General features: G+C 71.3%; 15 protein-coding genes. 7 read left to right on the top strand and 8 right to left on the bottom strand.

Annotated elements, in window-relative coordinates; all coding sequences use genetic code 11:
* Positions 1-76 precede the first annotated feature (76 nt).
* Together ACFVVA_RS40990 and ACFVVA_RS40985 are read right to left on the bottom strand one after the other, a co-directional pair.
* Positions 77-1,054 (bottom strand): hypothetical protein, encoded by a 978-nt coding sequence (locus tag ACFVVA_RS40990; protein ID WP_387695782.1) that lies wholly within the window; start codon positions 1,052-1,054, stop codon positions 77-79.
* Positions 1,055-1,558: 504 nt separating this feature from the next.
* Positions 1,559-1,810, bottom strand: coding sequence for an Imm1 family immunity protein (locus tag ACFVVA_RS40985; protein WP_387695781.1), 252 nt, complete (start codon positions 1,808-1,810; stop codon positions 1,559-1,561).
* Positions 1,811-2,098: 288 nt separating this feature from the next.
* On the opposite strand from ACFVVA_RS40985, the gene ACFVVA_RS40980 reads away from it, so the two are divergent.
* The 3 genes from ACFVVA_RS40980 to ACFVVA_RS40970 all read left to right on the top strand — a co-directional run bounded on the left by ACFVVA_RS40980 (position 2,099) and on the right by ACFVVA_RS40970 (position 5,067).
* Positions 2,099-2,440: a hypothetical protein gene (locus tag ACFVVA_RS40980; RefSeq protein WP_387695780.1), complete on the top strand. Its 342-nt coding sequence runs from the start codon at positions 2,099-2,101 to the stop codon at positions 2,438-2,440.
* 256 nt (positions 2,441-2,696) lie between these two features.
* Entirely contained in the window at positions 2,697-4,841 is a 2,145-nt protein-coding gene (locus tag ACFVVA_RS40975) for an NPCBM/NEW2 domain-containing protein (protein ID WP_387695779.1), read from the top strand.
* 97 nt (positions 4,842-4,938) lie between these two features.
* On the top strand, positions 4,939-5,067 hold the full coding sequence (locus ACFVVA_RS40970; RefSeq protein ID WP_387695777.1) for a hypothetical protein: 129 nt from the start codon (positions 4,939-4,941) through the stop codon (positions 5,065-5,067).
* Positions 5,068-5,365: 298 nt separating this feature from the next.
* On the opposite strand, the gene ACFVVA_RS40965 is transcribed toward ACFVVA_RS40970, so the two are convergent.
* Entirely contained in the window at positions 5,366-6,844 is a 1,479-nt protein-coding gene (locus tag ACFVVA_RS40965; RefSeq protein ID WP_387695776.1) for an RICIN domain-containing protein, read from the bottom strand.
* A 975-nt stretch (positions 6,845-7,819) separates the two neighbouring features.
* Here ACFVVA_RS40965 and ACFVVA_RS40960 point away from each other — a divergent pair.
* Positions 7,820-8,881, top strand: coding sequence for a DUF2776 family protein (locus tag ACFVVA_RS40960; RefSeq protein WP_387695775.1), 1,062 nt, complete (start codon positions 7,820-7,822; stop codon positions 8,879-8,881).
* Positions 8,882-9,173: 292 nt separating this feature from the next.
* Here ACFVVA_RS40960 and ACFVVA_RS40955 read toward each other — a convergent pair whose 3' ends face one another.
* On the bottom strand, positions 9,174-9,314 hold the full coding sequence (locus ACFVVA_RS40955) for a hypothetical protein (RefSeq protein ID WP_359896746.1): 141 nt from the start codon (positions 9,312-9,314) through the stop codon (positions 9,174-9,176).
* 1,532 nt (positions 9,315-10,846) lie between these two features.
* Here ACFVVA_RS40955 and ACFVVA_RS40950 point away from each other — a divergent pair.
* A complete protein-coding gene (locus tag ACFVVA_RS40950) occupies positions 10,847-11,044 on the top strand; it encodes a hypothetical protein (RefSeq protein WP_387695773.1) in 198 nt (65 codons plus the stop codon).
* Positions 11,045-11,279: 235 nt separating this feature from the next.
* Here the strand turns inward: ACFVVA_RS40950 and ACFVVA_RS40945 are convergent, their stop codons facing one another.
* The 4 genes from ACFVVA_RS40945 to ACFVVA_RS40930 all read right to left on the bottom strand — a co-directional run bounded on the left by ACFVVA_RS40945 (position 11,280) and on the right by ACFVVA_RS40930 (position 16,800).
* A complete protein-coding gene (locus ACFVVA_RS40945; protein ID WP_387695772.1) occupies positions 11,280-12,254 on the bottom strand; it encodes a hypothetical protein in 975 nt (324 codons plus the stop codon).
* Positions 12,251-13,594 (bottom strand): MFS transporter, encoded by a 1,344-nt coding sequence (locus ACFVVA_RS40940; RefSeq protein ID WP_387695784.1) that lies wholly within the window; start codon positions 13,592-13,594, stop codon positions 12,251-12,253. The genes ACFVVA_RS40945 and ACFVVA_RS40940 overlap by 4 nt, the downstream gene beginning before the upstream one ends.
* Positions 13,595-13,596: 2 nt before the next feature.
* Complete coding sequence (locus tag ACFVVA_RS40935) at positions 13,597-14,973, bottom strand: discoidin domain-containing protein (RefSeq protein ID WP_387695771.1); 1,377 nt, start codon at positions 14,971-14,973, stop codon at positions 13,597-13,599.
* A gap of 621 nt (positions 14,974-15,594) precedes the next feature.
* On the bottom strand, positions 15,595-16,800 hold the full coding sequence (locus ACFVVA_RS40930) for a serine hydrolase domain-containing protein (protein ID WP_387695770.1): 1,206 nt from the start codon (positions 16,798-16,800) through the stop codon (positions 15,595-15,597).
* A 255-nt stretch (positions 16,801-17,055) separates the two neighbouring features.
* Between ACFVVA_RS40930 and ACFVVA_RS40925 the strand changes: the two genes are divergently transcribed.
* Both ACFVVA_RS40925 and ACFVVA_RS40920 read left to right on the top strand, forming a co-directional pair.
* Complete coding sequence (locus ACFVVA_RS40925) at positions 17,056-17,775, top strand: MarR family transcriptional regulator (protein ID WP_387695769.1); 720 nt, start codon at positions 17,056-17,058, stop codon at positions 17,773-17,775.
* A 143-nt stretch (positions 17,776-17,918) separates the two neighbouring features.
* Positions 17,919-19,181: an alpha/beta hydrolase gene (locus ACFVVA_RS40920; protein ID WP_387695767.1), complete on the top strand. Its 1,263-nt coding sequence runs from the start codon at positions 17,919-17,921 to the stop codon at positions 19,179-19,181.
* Positions 19,182-19,269: the final 88 nt, after the last annotated feature.

Raw genomic sequence — 19,269 nt, 5'->3', positions numbered from 1 at the left:
ATGGGCGCCGAGGGCTGACGCCATGCCGCCGGTGCCGGTCGCCCCGATCGGGGCGACCGGCACCGGCGGCATGGCGTCAGCCCTCGGCGCCCATGTCGACCCAGTTGGTGACGTTGGCCACGGCTCCCTCCTTGACCGGGGCGTGGTGGTCGCTGGTGAGGACGCCGATGCGCTGGCCGTTCAGGACCAGGGCAACGGCGTTGCCGTTCCCCGCCACGTCGAACCAGTTGGTGAAGTTGGCGACGGCGCCCTCCTTGACCGCGGCGTGGTGGTCACCGGTGATGACCCCGATGCGCTGGCCGTTCAGGACCAGGGCGAGAGCGTTGCCGTTCGCCGCGACGTCGACCCACTGGGAGAGGTCGGCGACAGCGCCCTCCTTGACCCAGGCGTGCCCGTCGGTCGTGATGACGCCGATGCGCTGGCCGTTCAGGACCAGGGAGGTGGCGTTGCCGTCGCTGCCCATGTCGGCCCAGTTGGAGAAGTCGGCGACGGCACCCTCCTTGACCCAGGCGTGGTGCTCGCTGGTGAGGACGCCGATGCGGTTGCCGGACAGGGCCAGCGAGAGGGCGTTGCCGTTCGCGGCCACGTCGACGTATCCGGCGGAGAGGCTGCCCTCCTTGACCCAGGCGTGGTGGTCGCTGGTGACGACGCCGATGCGGTTGCCGTCCAGGACGATCGAGAGCGCGTTGCCGCCCTCGTCGACCCATCCGGCGAACAGGCTGCCCTCCTTGACGTAGGCGCGGCCGTCCCTGGCGATGACGCCGACGCGGTTACCGGACAGGGCCAGCGCGGTCGCGCCTTCGTACTGCTGGACCCATCCGCGGGAGTCGACGGTGCCGTCCTTGACGAACACCCGGCCGTCGGTGGTCAGGACGCCGATGCGGCTGCCGTCGACGGCGAGGCCGGCGATCGTTCCGGGCGCCGGGGCCGGGCCGGCGATGCGGGTGCTCTCCACGGCCGCCGCCTGGCCGACGACCGGTGCCGCGGTCACTGCTGACGCCGCGACAGCCAGGACGGCCAGGGCACGGCGCACGGTCTGGGTGGCGTTACGCATGATCTTTCCCCTTTTCTTCTGGAAGGACGTACTGGCGCGGGACGTCTCCCGGGAGGCCGGCTGGTGCGTCGAAGGGCGGCCCGCCGCCCTGGGCGCGGGTGACAGTCGGTGCGGCGGGCCGAGGCTCTGCCGCACGTCGGAGCATCGGGGCAGCAAGGGCATGGAATTTCATGTGCATGACATAAAGCACAACGGGCCGGTCCTGTGGGACGGATTCGGCCGGATGTGAAGTAACTATGCAGAGCATCCGTCAGATCTGCAAGGCCGGGCTTCCGTGGACACAACTCCCGCCGCCCGGTCGACCGGGAAGTCCTGCGCCTTCGCACCCCAAAAGTCCCAACCTCCTTCTGGGCAGGGGCTGTTCGGGAACGGGACCTCCTGGGAAACTCGGATACCGGAGGTCCACCGGACACGGGCCGACTGGGGCCGTGCGGGTTTCTCGTGGGTCCGGAGGAAGAGACGGCACCTCCCTCCGCATTCGGAGGGGACCACCACAGCCGGGCGCTATGCGCCGAAGGTCTCAGGCTGCCACTCGATACAGGTGGGACGCTGTCCATCCGAGACGAGGAACTCCTTCACCGCCTGGCGGACGAGCGGGATCGGGGTCTCCGAGTGGTCGGCGAACTGGGTCATGTTCCACACGAAGTGGTACGTGGGCCTGGTCCGGGTCTCCGGCGCTCCTACCGAGGTGAAGTTCCCCTTCTGGTCCATGTACGACACGAGCCCCAGACCAAGACTCCTGTCCGCACCGACCATGAGCTGGTGGTCGGGTATCCCGACGGATGCGGTTCCCGGTCCTGCGAGTACACCTCGGCCTGGGTGCAGCAGTCGTCCTCCCCGTCCAGGAGGTCATCGACGAGCGCATCGACGCCCTCCAGGGTGGTGATGACGACCGGCGCCGGCGTGACGCGGGGCTGAGAGCGGCGCGGGAACGGACGAGGCGGGCCGACCCCCGAACGGGAGCAGCGCAGGAGCGGGAGCCGCCTTCGGCGGTGCACGTACTTCCTCACCCACTCGCGCGGCGAAGCCCTCAACGCCGAGCGGATGCTGGGCTCCGAGAAGCCCTTCTACCAGGTCGGCGACTGCGGCTTCGGTTCCGCCGGTCACCACAGCCCGCCCAACCGGCGCCTCGCGACGGCCTCGTGGGCCGCGAGCGCTGCCGACGACACCGCCGACCAGGGCCACATCCTGCCCTTGCTGCAGTTCTACGGCCCGTTCGGGGCGGAGCTGCCGGACCTCGTGAAACCGGACGCATCGAACCGATCGCCGTGTGACGGGGCCGTCGCCCTGGTGAGCGTGGTCGCCGAGGGACGAGCGGACCTCGTCCGGCGGCGACCACGTCGCGTTGCGGCGCCAACCGTACAGTCAGTGTTCAATTGTGATTGAATATGTGGCTTTTGGAGCAGTCATGAGCAGATCCTCGCCTCCGGGGTCTTGACGCCCGCCCGGACGGCAGGCTTTCCTGTGACCCGAACGTTTGATTGCGATGGCTTCTGTTTGTATGTGTTGATACTCGCCCCCTTGGGCGGGAAGCACCTCCGACCTGCCGTCAGAAGCCGGTCGACCGGCGGCACTTCGCTCCGCCCTCCCTCGGGCTCCGGCGACCTCGAAATCTCCCGTCCCGTCACAGTGGAGCTCCCCCATGCCCCTTGCCGCACCACACAGGCTTCGACGATCCCTGACCGCGGCGACGACCGCGCTCACCCTCCTCGCCGGCGGAGGCGCGCTCGCCGTCATGGCGGCCGTCGGTCTCGACGTCGCCACCGCGCCCCCGGCGGCCGCGGTGGAGAACACCCTGGCCCGCACCCCGCAGATGGGCTTCAACAACTGGAACTCCACCCACTGCCGGGCCGAGTTCGACGAGTCGATGGTCAAGGGCATCGCCGACCTCTTCGTCTCCCAGGGCCTCAAGGACGCCGGCTACACCTACGTCAACCTGGACGACTGCTGGGCACTGCCGGTCCGTGACGCCGCCGGCAACCTGGTGCCCGATCCGGTGCGCTTCCCGAACGGCATCAAGGCGGTCGCCGACTACGTCCACTCCAAGGGCCTGAAGTTCGGCCTGTACTCCAGCGCCGGCACCTCGACCTGCGACGTACCGGGCTTCCCCGGAGGCCTCGGCCACGAGCAGCAGGACGCGAACCAGTGGGCTTCCTGGGGCGTCGACTACCTCAAGTACGACAACTGCAACAACCTGGGCCTGGACGCCAAGCAGCGCTACACGGCGATGGGTGAGGCCCTGAAGGCCACCGGCCGCCCGATCCTGTACAGCATCTGCGAGTGGGGCAGCAACCAGCCCTGGACCTGGGCCGAACCGCTCGGCAACTCCTGGCGCACCACCGGCGACATCTCCGACTCCTGGTCCAGCATGATCGCCATCGCGCACGCCAACCAGGCGCTCGCGCCGTACGCCGGGCCCGGGCACTGGAACGACCCGGACATGCTGGAGGTCGGCAACGGCGGCATGACCGACACCGAGTACCGCACCCACTTCAGCCTCTGGGCCGAGATGTCCGCCCCGCTGCTGATCGGCAGCGACCTGCGCACCGCGAGCCCGGCCACCCTCGCGATCCTGAAGAACACCGACGTCATCGCCGTCGACCAGGACCCGCTCGGCGCCCAGGGAACCGTCATCGCCGACTCCGACGGCCTGGTCGTCATGAGCAAGCCGCTGGCCGACGGAAGCCGCGCGATCACGCTGACCAACGAGACCACCACGCCGCGGACCATCAGCACCACCGCGGCGGCCGCCGGCATCGGCGGCGCGCACTCGTACACCGTCAAGGACCTCTGGTCGAAGGAGACCACCACCTCCCGTGGTGCGATCAGCGCCTCGGTGCCCTCCCACGGCACCGTGATGTACCGGGTCACCCCGAAGACCCCGACCCCGCTGCCCACCGGCCTCCTCCGGCTCGGCGACCTGGCCTGGACCTCGGCCGGCAACGGCTGGGGCCCGGTCGAGCGCGACCACAGCAACGGCGAGGCCGCCGCCGGCGACGGGCACCCCCTCACCATCGGCGGCACCACGTACGCCAAGGGCCTCGGCGTGCACGCCGCCTCCGACATTCGGTACCACCTCGGCGGCACCTGCCGGAACCTCACCGTGGACGTCGGAGTCGACGACGAGTCCGGCACCAACGGCTCGGCGGTCTTCCGGATCTACCGCGACCGGACCCTGGTCGCCGACAGCGGCGTCCGCCGCGGCACCGACGGGCCGCTGCGTCTGAGCGCGGACCTGACCGGCGGCGGCGACCTGCGCCTGCTGGTCACCGACGCCGGCGACGGCGACACCTTCGACCACGCCGACTGGGCGGACCCCCGCATCGCCTGCGGCACGGGCCCGAGCACCGGCGCCCACGCCCTCAGCGACCTGGCCTGGTCCAGCGCCGGCAACGGCTGGGGCCCGGTCGAGCGCGACCAGAGCAACGGCGAGACGGCCTCCGGCGACGGACAGCCCCTCACCATCGGCACCACCACCTACACCAAGGGCCTCGGCGTGCACGCCCCCTCCGCCGTCAGCTACTACCTCGGCGGCACCTGCACCAACCTGAGCACCGACGTGGGCGTCGACGCCGAGTCGGGAATCCGCGGCTCCGTGGTGTTCCAGATCCTCGCGGACGGCGTCAAGGTCGCCGACAGCGGGACGCTGACCGGTGCGAAGGCAGCCGTGCACCTCAGTGCCCCGCTCACCGGCGCCAACGAGCTCACCCTCCAGGTCACCGACGCCGGCGACGGCAACACCTCCGACCACGCCGACTGGGCGGCTCCCGTGCTCACCTGCACCTGAGCCGACCCGCCACCAGGCGCATGACGGGCCGCCGCCGCTCCCCGAGGAACGGCGACGGCCCGTCACGCTTTCTCTGTGCGTCGACCGGAGGCAAAATTTGAGAGTTCAGCCACAGTCGGAGGCAGCCGTACGAGGAGGAACCATGGAACGGTCCGTCACCGACAACACCGAGAAGTCCCGGTTCGAGATCCAGGACGACGGCGAACTCGCCGGCTTCGCCGAGTAGCACCGCTCCGGCAACGAGATCGCCTTCATCCACACCTCGCTGGACTCGTACTCGACCGGCGCTGACCCCATTGCGGTCGCACGCAAGGCTGGCTGGTGCGAGGAGTTGCGGCCGCAGGCTTCTTGGATCGCTCGTTGGCGTAGACGCTCTCCGAGTTACCACGGGGCCCTGTTTCCGCGTTCCCGCCGATCGTGGCCACCCCCTCGGGATTCCCCCCGGGGGTGACACGCTTCGTGATCGGTATGGCGATGGCTTCCCGCACGAGCGGGCTGCGCTTCCTTCGGGCTGTACGGGAAGGTCAGGACACCTTCCAGATCTGGTTGCTGCCGCCGTTGCTGCTCCACAGTGCGAGTGCGGTGCCCTGGGCGGTGGAGTTGTTGGGGACGTCGACGACCAGGCCGGCAGCGAGGTTCTTGAGGGTGAAGGAGTTGTTGGCGGGCGAGGCGTAGTCGCCGACCGCGTTGACTGTCCACTGTTGGGTGGTGGTGCCGGGGGTGCAGGTCTGCTGGACGAGTTGGGTGCCGGGGGTGGTGGCGCCGCCGGCGGTGTCCAGGCACTTTCCGCTGAGGGCGTTGGCGACGGTGCAGGTGTTGCCGGAGACCTGCTGGAGGGTCCACTTCTGGTTGGTGCCGCCGCTGGTGGGCCACTGGATTACGGGGGCGCCGTCGGCGGTGGAGCTGTTGCTGTCGTCCATCAGCAGGGAGCTGTTGGCGCTGGCGAGGGTGCGGGGGCCGGTGGCGGGCAGGGAGGCTTTGGCGGTCCAGGTGCCGGAGGTGGTGTTCAGCGACCAGGAGTTGAACCAGCCGACGTTGGCGGTGGCGCCGGCGAGGGTCAGAGGGAGCCAGACGAGGGGCGAGTTGCCGAGGTCGTCGGTGTTCCAGCGGTCGGCGGCGAAGACGTAGCTGGTGCCCGCGGTGCCGGTGACGGGGATGACGTTGGCGGTCTGCGAGTTGTAGGTCCGGGTGCCGGCGGGGGCGAAGGTGCTGAAGGCGGACCACGGCCCGGCGAGCGAGGTGGCCGTCGCGTACACGTTGTCGTTGGTGCCCCAGCCGGTCAGGTTCGAGCCGAACAGGTAGTACCGGCCGTGGGCCTTCACCAGGGCCGGGGATTCGTAGTCGCCGACCAGTGCCACCGAGGAGGTGACGGACAGGTAGTCGTCGGACAGCCTGTCGATGCGCAGGCCGTTGGCCCGATCCTCGGTGAGCAGGTAGGCGGAGCCGTCGGTCTCCTGGAAGAGGCCGATGTCGCGGCTCTGGAAGCCGAGCGGCCGGAAGCTGCCCTTGTAGGTGTAGGGGCCGCACGGGGTACTGCTGGTGGCGACGCCGACCTTGGCCTCGGAGTAGGAGGGGTCGTCGATGTGCAGGTACATCACGTAGGTGGCGGTCGCGGCGTTGTAGATGACCTTCGGGCGCTCGACGATCCGGTTCGGCCCGAGGTCACCGCCCGTCTGCAGGCTCAGCGCCTGGCTCCGGTAGGTCCAGTGCTGCAGGTCGGTGCTGCTGTAGCAGGGGATGTCCTTGAAGCTGGTGTCGGCGGCGGTCTCGCCGGTCTTGTCCTCGCCGAAGCCGTACCAGGTGTCGCCGGTCTTGACGATGCCCAGGCCGTGCAGCTGGAGCTGGTTGCCGTTCTGGTCCCTCCAGGCTGCGGCCGGCGTGAACGAGCCGGGCGGCGCGGCGTGGGCCGTGAAGGTCGGGGTGGCAGCCAGGGCCAGCGCGGTCACGACGCCGGCGGCGCGCCGCAGGGCTCTGTTCGCGGTGCTGGGGGCGGTCGTGGTCATGGCTGCCTTTCACAATGTGCGGGAGGTGCGAGGGCGGGGTGGGGCGCTGCCGCCAGTCCGGTTGGCGGCGCTTCGCTGAGGCCGCAGCATGGCACCGAATCAAACATTTATCAACGTAAAGCAACAAAATCGCTCGGGCAGGACCAGCGGCAACCGCGAGGGTGCGCGACCCGGGGGCTGACCAACTGCCGGCCGCCGAGGAGAACCCGGCCGTCGCCGAGCCGCTGGACACCGTCCCGGCCGGCACCGCCCGGGTCGAGAACCTGGTCCAGCGCGGCCCGTGCACACCCATCCGGCACCCACTCGGAGCCCGGGACGGGCGGGCGTTCCGACGGACGGAGCAGTGGACGGCGGGCCCGGACGTCATCACAGGGTCAATCACTTCGTTCTGCACTGGCAGAACGAACAGGACGCCGCACGGCGAAGAGACAGCCGGCCCCGAGGCACAGCACCGCCAGGACGACGACGGCGCACCCGGGCGAGGACGAGCCGGACAGGCAACCCGGCCGCCGGGCGGCGACGCCAACAACTGTCAGGACAAGGACGACGGGACCGGGAGCGCCGACCAGAACGAGGACGGGCCGGGCCCGGACCGCGCGGACAGGCAGTCAACGTCGAGGCGCACCGGCCGCACAGGAATGAACGTCCTCATGTCAGCCACGATCCTGGTGTGCTAGGCACAATCAGCGGGTCATGACAGCAGATTGGTCACCCCGTAGCAGCGGAAATCCACGGCCCTCTTCAAGAAGAAGCCGAGCTCAGCGGCTCCTTCCCCACGATGAGCACGCTGCTGACCATCCGACTGACACCACCCACTCACAAGGCCACCGCCGGAGTCCCGCACGGCGGGTGTCGCCGTGAGCCGATCGGACGAAATCCGTGGACACCCGCCGCCGGGGTCCCGGCCGGAGACCCGGCGGGCTGAACACTGACTGCCGCGCGGAACCGGCGAGCGCGAGGGAACGAGGAGACCTGGTGAACCACGGAATGAGCGTGCTGCTCCGGGCGATTCCGCTGCTCATGGGCGCGGTGTCGGCCGCGCTCGGCGGCTACGTCCTCGCGCACTCCACCGGGCCGAGCGCCCGGGTCGCGGGCCTGACGCTGGTCTTCCTGGCCGCCGTCTGTCTCTGCCTGTTCGCCGTCGCGGCGACCGTCGTGCGGCAACTGATCGGCCGTTTCGGCGCGTTGGACCGGATCGGCTACCCGGCGTTCGGCTTCGCGGTGGCCGGGGCCGCCGTCGGCTACGGGCTGGGCCTGCTGGCGGAGAGCCACCGGCCGGTGGCCGACTTCGTGGCCGGCAGCGTGGTCCTCGGCATCGGCCTGGTCTGCGTGTGCGTCTCGTCGGTGGCCGCGGTCGCCACCCGCTTCACGCTGATCGGGCAGAACGCCGTCCTGCCGGAGGGTTCCCCGCCGCGCTCGCCCGCGCCGTTCGGCCGGTCCGCGGCCCGGGCGCTGGTGGCGGTCCCGGTCCTTGCGGCCGCCGCCGCCTGGGCGTGGGCGATCGTCATGCTGGCCAACGGGGGCGGCGGGGACTCGGACGGGCGCTTCACGGCCGGGCACGTGGTGGTCGACCAGGCGATCGTCTGCACCGCCCTGATCGGGCTGGTGATCACCCTGCTGCGGCAGATCCGGAACACGTACACCCGGCGGGAGCGGGTCTGGTGGCTCATCCCGGCCGCCGTGCTCGGCGCCATGGACATCACCGGGGGCCTGGTCGTCGTCGCCCTGGACCCCCGGCCAGGTCAACTGGCCACCGGGTACGTGCAGATCGGGCTGGGTCTGCTGTGCTGGACAGTGCTGAGCGCGGTGCTGCTGCTCGCCCTCGGCTGGCGCCGTGCCGCGCCGCCGGCCGGCCGCGCCCCGCTGGTCCCGGTCGGCACCACACTGCTGTGCCTGTTCATGTCGGCGTTCCTGTTCGAGTCGGCCGACCCGGACGTGACGGTCGCGGCCCGGGTCCTGGTCGGCCTCGGCGCCGTCTGCTTCTCGCTGTTCGCCGTGGTCTCCGTCCTGGAGGCCGGCGTCGCCGACCGGAACTGACCGGCCGCCCGGACACTCATCGGGCGTGGGACCGCGGGGCTGTCCCCGGCCGCCGACCACGTCCTGCAGCACCTGGTGGCCCCCGACGAGGCGCCGACGGCGTGCCCGGGCCGCGGGCCGACCCCACCACGGGGGTTGAGACTGGTAGGCGCGCATGTTGAGGTGTCGCGTATCCACCCATAAAGTCAGCGCTGCAACAACGATGAGTGATGGTCTCAGCGAGCAGCAACAGCCAGTTGGTCGGCAACCTTCCCGGCTGCGTGGCGAGAGTCTGCAGCCGGGAAGGTGATGACTACTCCGAGAGCAGCTTGATCAGCCGCTCGGTGATGGCGCGGGAAGCGCCGGTGAAGGCTCCACGGACGGCCTGCCCGATGAGCTGCAGGGCGATGCTGGTCCTGGCCTCAGTGGCTGGCGGGCGCGTAGCGTTGGGCATCTGGGTCCCCTCTCGAAGGCTGGATCCTGAGTGGCCCGTCGGTGTTGGTTGGACGCCTTTCCGGCGGGCCGCTTCAATGTCAGCACGCTGGGTAGCGGACTGTTCAAAGCCCGGAACCAAGCGCGACCAAGTGGGACTTCCCGGGATTTGGCCCGACGTTCGTTAAGGGGGAGCCGTGCCGAATCGGCGACGCACTATCGATCGCTCACACCCGCTGGGCAGGTTCGCCATTCAGCTTTCCGAACTGCAGGAGAGCGCCATAGCGCGAGCAGGAGGCAGCCAAGCGGCTCGGGAGATCAGCATCGACAGGGTGGCCAGCGGCAAGTGGGTAACGAGTCGGACGGCGATCTACGCCTCGCTCAACGGGACTCGATTGGCGTCGATGAACACGCTGTGCGCGATGGTGTCCGCATGGCACCCGCGGGGAGAGAAAGGCATCACTGAGTGGCAAAAGCTACGACGCGACGTCGAGGAACAGTTGGCCGCTTTGCGGGGCGGTAGGCCCGCGAGGGCTGTGGATGTTGAGGTCACGCCTGCAGTGCAGCAGCCAGAGCCCGTTCGGGTACCTGACGAGGAAGCATTGGCCGAGCTGCGAGTCTTGCTGGCCGATAGGCTGGACCAGGTTCGACAGACCAAGACGCAGCTTGCGGCGCGCTCTGGTCTGGGGCGAACCACCGTACATGCGGCATTCGCCCGAGGCAGGCCGGCGCCATCTGCGGCGACGGTTGCCGCGCTCGCCCGGGCGCTATCCCTCGATGCAGCCCACCTCCTTGAGTTGCATCGGCAAGCTGTCGGTTAAGTCCATTGGTGTTCGCCTCGGTTCAGGTGAACCTTCCTGAACATCGGCGTCGTGACTCGAACGCGATCTTCGAGCCTTCGGGAATGGCGGTTGCCTTGTCACCGCGTGTGGTCTCCGAGCGCGTATCGGTTCCAAGTTCCGCCGGCTTCAGTGACGAGCCGGGTGGCGGCCTCGGCGGCGGGCGGATCGGTCAGCGTCGGGCGTCTTGGGGAGCCAGCAGGCTTGTCACCTCGGAGATGGCCTCCGCCGAGGGCTTGAATGCTGCCTCGCCTGAACGAGCTTGAGCAGGACCTCCTCGACGCCAGCCGCCGCAGCCGCCGGCCCGTCGTCGACCTCGGCCTTCCCCGGCCCCGACCGTCCCTGCCACCGGAGTACTCACTTCCATGAAGCCTGCCATACGAGTCAGCTCTCGTGCGTCCGTCCCCCCGCTGGAGGCCCGTCCGCCAGCGGCGGGGAGCGGCTGATGTCTCACGGAATCGGCTACGGCTTGGTCAACCGCCGGTGCCACCAGGGGCAGCTCGGCGAGTCCCACCAAGGGCTAGTGGCGGCGATCGCGCTCGGCGCGGTGCGCTGGTCGCGGCGCTCCAGGCGGTGCGGGAGGAGGTGAGGGAGCGGATCCCGAAAGAATTCCGGGTCCACCTGCAACCTCCACGCCCCCCGCACGTCTGATGAGTGAGCGGCCGGAAGCCGGAACCGGCCGCGCATCACTCGGTCACCAAAAGGGGGAATTCGCATGCGCAAGAACAGCCGTGTCCTGAACCAGGCCCGTCGCCTCGCCCCGACGGTCGCGCTCACCGCGGTACTGGTCGCGGGCGGCGCCGCGACGGCCGCCCCGGCCTTCGCCGACACCGGCTCCCACTCCGTCTCCGGCGTCGGCGTATTCGGCAATGAGGTCGTGTCTGGCAAGGGGGCGCCCACCGCGAACCGGTGAGCAACCCGGGACGGACCGCCGGTCGGCGCCGGTGCCGTGGCCTTCGCCCCGGCCCGGCGCCGTCCCCGGTCGACCGCCCTTCCGTTCACGGCCCGTCCGGCGCTCCGGACGGGCCGTGAACGTTCAGCACCGCCCAAAGAACGGGCAGGGCGAGGTGGTCGCGCAGGGTGGGGCCGGCGGGGGCGGCGCGGCCCACCGTCCCGGGCGGGTGCGGCAGGCGGCGGGCCGGCGGGCGTCAGGCCGGCGGGGGCGGGACGGTGACCGGGGAGGAGGCACCGGGGAGGAGGAGGCGGGGCGTGCCGGTGCCGTCGGCGGGGGTGGCCCAGACGTCGGGGGCCTGGCCCGCCCGGGCCGGGAGGGCGTAGGCGAGGGTGGCATCGTCGAGCCAGGCGGCCTGGTCGTCGACACTGCGGGTCTCGGCCAGCGGGTGTTCGTGGAGGTCGGCCAGGTCGAGGACGTGGAGGCGCCAGGGCGCGGCGGGATCGGCGGAGACCTTCTTCTTGAAGGCGATCCGGGTGCCGTCCGGGGAGAGCGAGGGGCATTCCACGTTCTCCCGCAGGGTGCGGGCCGACCAGGCCTTGAGGTCGCCCTCGACGAGGTGGGTGCGGCCGGCGGTGGAGACGGTGGCGTAGAAGCGGTTGTCGTCGGCGGCGAAGTTGACGCCCCAGTAGTTGACGTCGGCGGCGTGGTAGCGGGTGCCGCCGATCGTCAGCGGGATCTCCTCGACGGACTTGATCAGGTAGCCGGTGCGCAGGTCGAGGATCGAGGTGCGGGTGGAGAAGCGGTCCGCCGCGTAGGAGTCGCCGACGGCGAAGGTGGTCCAGGAGAGCACCTGGCCGGAGGGCGAGACCCGGGCCCGGTTGGGGATCCCGGGGACGATCACCGACCGGAGCTCGGTGAACCGCCGGTCGTAGACCACGGCCTGGGTCCGGGCGGGGGTGCCCGGCAGGGCGCGCAGGCACAGGGCGCGGTCCCCCGCGGCGTAGAAGCGGGCGCAGGACGGGCCGCCGGGCTCGCCGCCCGGGCTGCGGGCGACGCGGCCGGTGGCGGTGTCGCGGTAGTAGAGACCGGGCTGGTCGAGCGTGAACGAGACGTCCGCGGCGACGGGTTGCGGTCCGCCGTCCCGTTGGCGGGCGTGCACCACGTAGCCGAGGGAGCCGCCCAGGAGGACGAGGGCGGCGAGGACCAGCAGGAGCGTTCGCGACTTCATCGGCACGCCTTCCTTCCCGGGAGGATCCGCCAGGCGGCGGTGAGTGCGGCGGCCAGGGCGAGGGCGGCCGCGACGAGGGCCGGGCGCGGTCCCCACCACGTCCAGGCCGCGCCGAACCCGGCCGCACCGACCAGACGGGCCAGGGCCTGTCCGGTCTGCAGGACGGCGAGGCCGCTCGCCCGGCCGGCGGCCGGGAGCGCGGGCGCGGCCAGCGCCATCAGCACGCCGTCGGTGGCGGCGTAGAAGACGCCGAGGAGGACCAGAACCAGCACGGCGGTCGGCAGGCCCGACGGGACCAGGAGCGTCAGGTAGGCGGCGAGCAGCGCGCCGTGGCCGAACAGGAACGGGATCCGCCGTCCGGCGCGGTCCGCGATCCGCCCGGCGGGGACGGCCAGCAGCAGGTAGCAGGCCGCCGCGCCGAGCGGCAGCAGGGGGAAGAGCGCGGCCGACAGGTCGAGGCCGCGCTGGAGCAGGAGGTAGAGGAAGGAGTCGCCGACGGTCGCGGCGCCCAGCAGCGCGGCGGCCGCGACCACCCGCCGGAAGGCGGGGTCGGCAGTCGACCGGGCCGCCGTGCCGGCCGGGCCGGGTGCGGCGTTCGGCCCCGCGGCCGGGGCAGCGGACCCGTCAGCGGTCGGGGCAGCGGACGGGAGCGCCGCCGGGACCGCGGACGGGACCGGGCCGGTCGATGCGGCCCGCGGCGGCGGTGCCGACGGGTCGGCCGGGACGAAGAGGCCCAGCACCACGACACCGAGCAGGCCGGTGGCGAAGCTGACCACGAACACCGCGTCGTACGCGTCCGCGGTCGCCCACAGCACCACGAAGGCGACCAGCGGGCCGAGCAGCGCCCCGGTCGTGTCCATCGCCCGGTGCACGCCGAACGCCCGGCCGAGGGTCTCCGGCGGTGCGCTGAGCGTGATCATCGCGTCCCGGGGTGCGGTGCGCACGCCCTTGCCGAGCCGATCCGCGGCCAGCGCGGCGGCGATCCCGCCGGCGGCCCCGCCGGCCATCAGCAGGCCCAGCCGGGAGAGCGCCGACAGCAGGTAGCCCGCCCCCGCGACGGTCCGGTGCCGGCCGGCGCCGCGATCGGCGAGCCGCCCGCCGAGGAGCCGGACCAGTGCCGTGGCTCCGTTGAACAGTCCGTCGAGGAAGCCGAACTGGAGGGGTGAGAGGCCGAGGCCCAGGACCAGGTAGAGCGGCAGCACGGCGGTGACCATCTCCGAGGAGACGTCCGTGACCAGGCTGACCGCGCCGAGCGCGACGACCGTGCCCGGGACGCGCCGCCCCACCCCGGCGGGGCGGGGCGGCGCGTCCGGACGACGGCCCGTGGTGGCCAGGTACATCATCAGTGGCAGCTGTAGGTCGGGCTGGTGTCCTTGGCCTTGCCGTCCGTCCCGACGAAGCTCCAGCCGTACCCGGCGTCGGTGAAGTCCAGCTTCAGCACGCCGTAGTCGCCGCTGATCCGCTTCTGGCTGTTCGGCTGGACCTGCTCGATCGGGTACGGCTCGGCGCCGCCCATCCCGCCGACGATCTCGACGATCCCGTCGGCGGTGGCCTTCCCGTCCGGGTCCTGCGGGGCGAACCGCTCGTAGTGGTGGTCGTGCCCGTTGAGCACCAGGTCCGCCCGGGCGTCGTAGAGGATCCGCCACACCGGCCGGGAGACCGGGTCGTTGCCGTGCCCGCCGGAGGAGTACAGCGGGTGGTGCCAGTAGGCGGCGACGCACTTGCGGGTGTTGGCCGCGAGGTCGGCCTTGAGCCAGTCGATCTGGGCGCTCTGGTCGAAGGCGTTGGAGTCGAGGGCGACGAAGTGCCAGTTCCCCTCGTCGAAGCTGTACCAGCTCTTGCCCTGCGGGTAGGCGATGCTGCCGAAGTACGCCTTGTACCCGGAGAGCGAGCCGGCCGGGTCGTAGGTCTCGTGGTTGCCGGGGACGGGGTGGGTCTTCGCCTTGAACGCGCCCCAGCTCTTGTCGTAGTAGGCGCGGAAGTCCGACAGCCGGGCGTCGTCGTACTGGTTGTCACCCATCGTCAGATAGAACTTCGGGTCGATCCTCTGGGCGAGGGCGGCGGTCTTCGGGTGCGCGCAGGCGCTGTCCGAGGCGGTGCACTGCGCCGCGATGTCACCGGCCGCGACGATGGTGAACGCCCCGCCCGGGGCGGTCCCGGTCGGCGACGGCGTGGCGGTCGGCGAGAGCGTGGCGGTCGGCGAGGGCGTGGTGTCCGTGACCCCGTAGACCTCCATCTCGACCAGCGAGTACCCGTAGGACGTGCCGCGGGCCGTGCCGTACATCCGGACGTACCGGCCCTTGCCGGTCAGCCCGGTCCAGTCGTCCGTGCCGCCGTTGCCGGCCTTCTCCTCGGCGACGGTGGTCCAGGTCGCCCCGTCCGCCGACACCTCCAGCCGGTACGCCTTCGCGTACGCGGCCTCCCAGGAGAGCTTGATCCGCGAGACGGTGGCGTTCGCCCCGAGGTCGACCCGCAGCCACTGCGGGTCCTTCCCTTCCGCGCTCGCCCACCGGGTACCGGTGTTCCCGTCGAACGCCTTGCCCGCCGCGTAGGACGAGCCCTCCGTGGACGAGGCCGTGGCGGCCTTGCCCCGCGAGAGCAGCGGATCGGCCGCCGCTCCCGCCCGCCCGGACCAGCCGAGCAACAGTCCGCCGACCAGCACGAGCACCGCGGCGAACACTCCGATGTGAACAGGCCTTACCGAGACTTGGGGACGCATCCCTGAACTCCCTGACCTAGAACGACGGCGAGAGCTGGACTCCGGCGGGGCCCGCACGCGATCCCCGCCGGTCGAGCGGTGGTTCCCTCACCACCGCGGCGGCCGGGTCAGAGCTCTCGCTGAGCGCGTCACGCCCCGATCGAGAGGGCGCCGCGCCAAGCCGCCGCCGAGAGCCTAGTGAAAAGTAAAGTTTCCTGACAATAGTCCGGGCGTGCCGAAATCCCGTGCGGATCGACGGGCACCGGCCTACGGGCGTCCTGGAGCGGCGACCCGAGGGTCCCGTCCGTGGGGGTGGCGCCAGGTGCCGAGGCAGAGCCGGCCGGGGATCTGCACTCCCGTGGCCCGTACACCGTGCACCAGGCGCCACGGCTCACGGACGGCCGTGACCTTCTGCACTGCCGGGAGCGGTACCCGCACGGCTGTGGGAGCAGGCGGGCAAGGACGGTTTGGGACGGCGTGGGAGCGGCGCGGTGGGCATGACCGGGATTGAGCAGCACCAGTGTGGAGAAGGGCCTGGCGGTTGGCCGGTGCGACCGGAACAGCACCGGTGACGACCAGCGCCACCGGCGGGTACCCGGCACGGGTGTGGCCGAGCCGGGTGCGCCGCAGCCGGCCGACGGGTCAGGATCCCGGGCAGAACTCCGCCTTCAGCTCGGCGGTGAACAGGTCGATCGGCCCGCTGCCGCCGTTCAGCCAGTCCCCGTTGACGTTGGTGGAGAGCAGGTGGCGGCCGTCCCGGCTGCCGTAGGTGTAGGTCCACGAGCCGTTGATGGCGCCGCCCATGCCCCAGACGGTGGTGCAGGGCAGGTTGACGGAGCTGACGCCCAGGCCGTATGCGGTGTCCTTGATCCACTTGTCCGCCGGCGTCCGGACCATCGTGAACATGTCCTGCTGCTGGGCCGGCGGCAGCAGTCGTCCGCCGAGCAGGGCGGCGAAGAAGGTGTTGAGGTCGCGGGTGGTGGAGATCATGTCGCCGGACGCCCAGCCCCAGGACGGGCTCAGCTCGGTCACGTCGTAGTCCGGAGTTTTCGGGTCGGTGTACCCGAGGTGGGAGTACTCCTGCCCGTGCGGCCCGTGGATGGTGACGTCGTCGGAGGCAGGTTCGTAGGTGCTGGTGAGGCCGAGCGGGGCGGTGATGCGCTGCCGGATCTGCTGGGCCAGGGTGCCGTCGGAGGCCCGTTCGACGATCATCCCGGCGAGGACGTAGTTGGTGTCGGAGTACGTCCAGTCGGTGCCGGGGGCGAAGTCGGGCTGGTGGGCGCGGGCGATGCCGACGAGCCGCTCGGGCGTGAAGTCGTCGAAGCGGTGCTGCAGGAAGGGCTCGTGCCAGAACTCCTTCCCGATCTCGTCGTCCGTGGCGAAGTTGGGGACCCCGCTGGTGTGGTTGAGCAGCTGTCGGACGGTGATCCGGTCGGGCTGGTAGCCGGGGGCGTCGAGGACGCCGGGCAGCCAGTGCTCCACGCTGTCGTCCAGGCTCAGCCGGCCCTCGGCGGCGAGCTGGAGCACGACGGTGGAGACGAAGGTCTTGGTGGTGCTGCCGATCCGGAACCGGTCCTGCTCCTGGCGGGGCCGCCCGGTGGTGATGTCGGCGACGCCCGCCTCGCCGAACCAGCGGTGGCGCCCGTCCCGCACCTCGGCGACGGCGCCGGGAAGTCCACCGGTCGTCACGCCCTGGTCGAGCACGGCCTGCACGCCCGGGCGGCGGTCCCGCTGCCCGGCCTGCCCGGCGGCCTGGTCGGCGAACACCGGCGCGGCGCTGGTGACGGTGGCGGCGAGCACGGCCCCGGTGAGCAGGGCGGTGACGGCGGCGCGGGTGGTGGTCCTCATGGTGTGTTCCCCCTCGGCGGTGCTTCCCGTTGGCGGACAGAACGCTCCCGCGAATTCACGACACCGTCAACATCAACTACCTGGCCACTTCCACATCATCGCAGTTCAGTTGGCAAACTTCCTTGCAATGGGGCTGCTTGTGAATGCAACATCTCTGCGCTTCCATTGCAACAACGCGGGCATCGGGCGGATACTCTCCTGACCATCGCCAGGAACCCGCGCAGGGAACCCGAGAGGACGAGGGGACGAGGACGGATGCCCGGAGGTCGACTGACCCAGCAGGACCGCCGCCGGATCGCCACCGGCCTGGCCGAGGGGCTCGGCTACGGCGAGATCGCCCGCGGCCTCGGCCGGCCGACCTCGACCGTCACCCGCGAGATCGCCCGCAACGGCGGCCCGTCCGGCTATCAGGCCGAGCGCGCCCAGCGCGCGACCGCCCGGCGCTCCCGCCGCAGCCGTACCGCGCCCGCCCCACGCCCGACCGCCCCGGACCCCGGCGGCGCCGACCGGAATCCGGCCGCCGTCGGCGAATTCGTCGACCGGCTGGCCGAGTTGCTGGTGCACATCGGCATGCCCCGGATGGTGGCCCGGGTGCTCGGCTGCCTCTACGTCACCGACGAGGGCAGCCTGACCTCCGGCGACCTGGTGCGGCGGCTGCAGGTCAGCCCGGCCGCCGTCTCCAAGGCGATCGGCTACCTGGAGGGGCAGGCGTTGGTCCGCCGGGAGCGCGACGACCGGCAGCGCCGCGAGCGGTACGTCATCGACGGCGACATCTGGTACCGCGCGTTGCTGGCCAGCGCCGAACGCAACGCGATGCTCGCCGGAGTCACCCGCCACGGCGCCGAGTTGCTCGGACCCGCCACCCCCGCGGGCGCCCGGATGGACGACGCGTCCGCGCTGCTGGATCGGATCGGCCAGGACATCGTGCGGTCCGTCCGGCAGTGGTACGAGGAGCGCGGCCCGGTCCCGTCCTGATCACCCGACGACCCGAGCCCCTCCCGGCCGCCGATCAGGCCGCCCCCGACCCCCGGCCCCGACTCCCAGTCGACGGTCAGCCCGCTCCCAGCCGCCTGTCAGGCTCTCAGCACCCTCTCATCCGCCGCGCCTAGCCTCCGCGCATGAACGTCTCCCTGCTCGACGGCTGGTTCCCCTGGACGGTCCAGGCGGCCGCCCTCGCCCTGTTCCTGACCGCGGTGGGCCGGCGGGACCGGACCTGGCAGCGCACGTGGGGTCCGATTGCGCTCGGCACGGCGCTGGCGATCACCGCGGTCGTCGCCGCCGCCGTGCTCTCCCTGTCCGGGATCACCGATCCGATCCCGTTCGGGGTGTGGCTGTGGAGCGGGGTGGCGATCGGGGCGTTCTCGGTGCTCGGCTTCGGCTGGCGCAGCGCCCGGTGGTGGCGGCGGGTGCTGGTGCTGCCGGCCGCGCTGCTGGCCCTGTTCTGCGCCGCGAACAGCGTGAACATGGCCACCGGCTACTACCCGACGGTCGACGACGCGATCGGCGAGCTCGGCGGCCGGCCGCTGCCGGACCAGATCACCGTGGCGGACCTCGCCAAGATCCACGGCAAGACCAGGACCGGACGCATCGTCCAGGTCGACATCCCGGACACCGCGAGCGGCTTCACCCACCGCCAGGAGCTGGTCTACCTGCCGCCCGCCTGGTTCCGCAGCCAGTCCCGGCCCAGACTGCCGGTGCTGGAGATGATCGGCGGCGAGTTCGCCGCGCCCGACAACTGGATCCGCTCCGGCAACGCCGTGAAGACCGCCGACACCTTCGCCGCCCAGCACAACGGCTTCGCCCCGATCCTGGTCTTCGTGGACGCCACCGGCGGCTTCCGGGTGGACACCGAGTGCGTGGACGGCCCCCACGGGAACGCGGAGAGCCACCTGCTCAAGGACGTCCCGCCGTACATCGAGAAGACCTTCAACGCGGCCACCGATCCGCACAAGTGGGGCGTGGCGGGCTGGTCCATGGGCGGCACCTGCGCCGTCGACCTGGTCGTCGAGCACCCCGACCGCTTCACCCACTTCGGAGACTTCTCCGGCGACAAGGGCCCGTACATCGGCGACAAGGACCACACCATCCAGGAGCTGTACGGCGGCGACGCGGCGGCCTGGGCCGCCCACGACCCGCTGACCGTGCTCGGCGCCCACCACGGCAAGTACCAGGGCGTCTCCGGATACTTCGGCCAGGGCGACGAGGAGCACGGCCAGATCGAGTCCGCCAAGGCCCTGGAGGCGGCCGCCAAGAAGGACGGCATCCGCACCACCGACGCGGTCGGCTCCGGCAAGCACTCCTGGCAGACCGGCGCCGCCACCTTCACCCAGGCCCTCCCCTGGCTCGCCGCCCAGCTCGGCGTCCCGGGCAGCCACGTCTAGACCCAGACTTCGCACATGGGGTTTTAGGTTTCCAGCCAGCGGGGTCGGGTTTCGTCGATGTCGAGGAGTTCGAGCAGGTGTGCTTGGA

Source organism: Kitasatospora sp. NPDC058048 (assembly GCF_042885555.1).
In the GTDB taxonomy this organism is placed as follows: domain Bacteria; phylum Actinomycetota; class Actinomycetes; order Streptomycetales; family Streptomycetaceae; genus Kitasatospora; species Kitasatospora lactacystinica.
The sequence above is the reverse complement of the archived record's forward strand: the minus strand, read 5'-3'. Positions and strand labels throughout refer to the sequence as shown.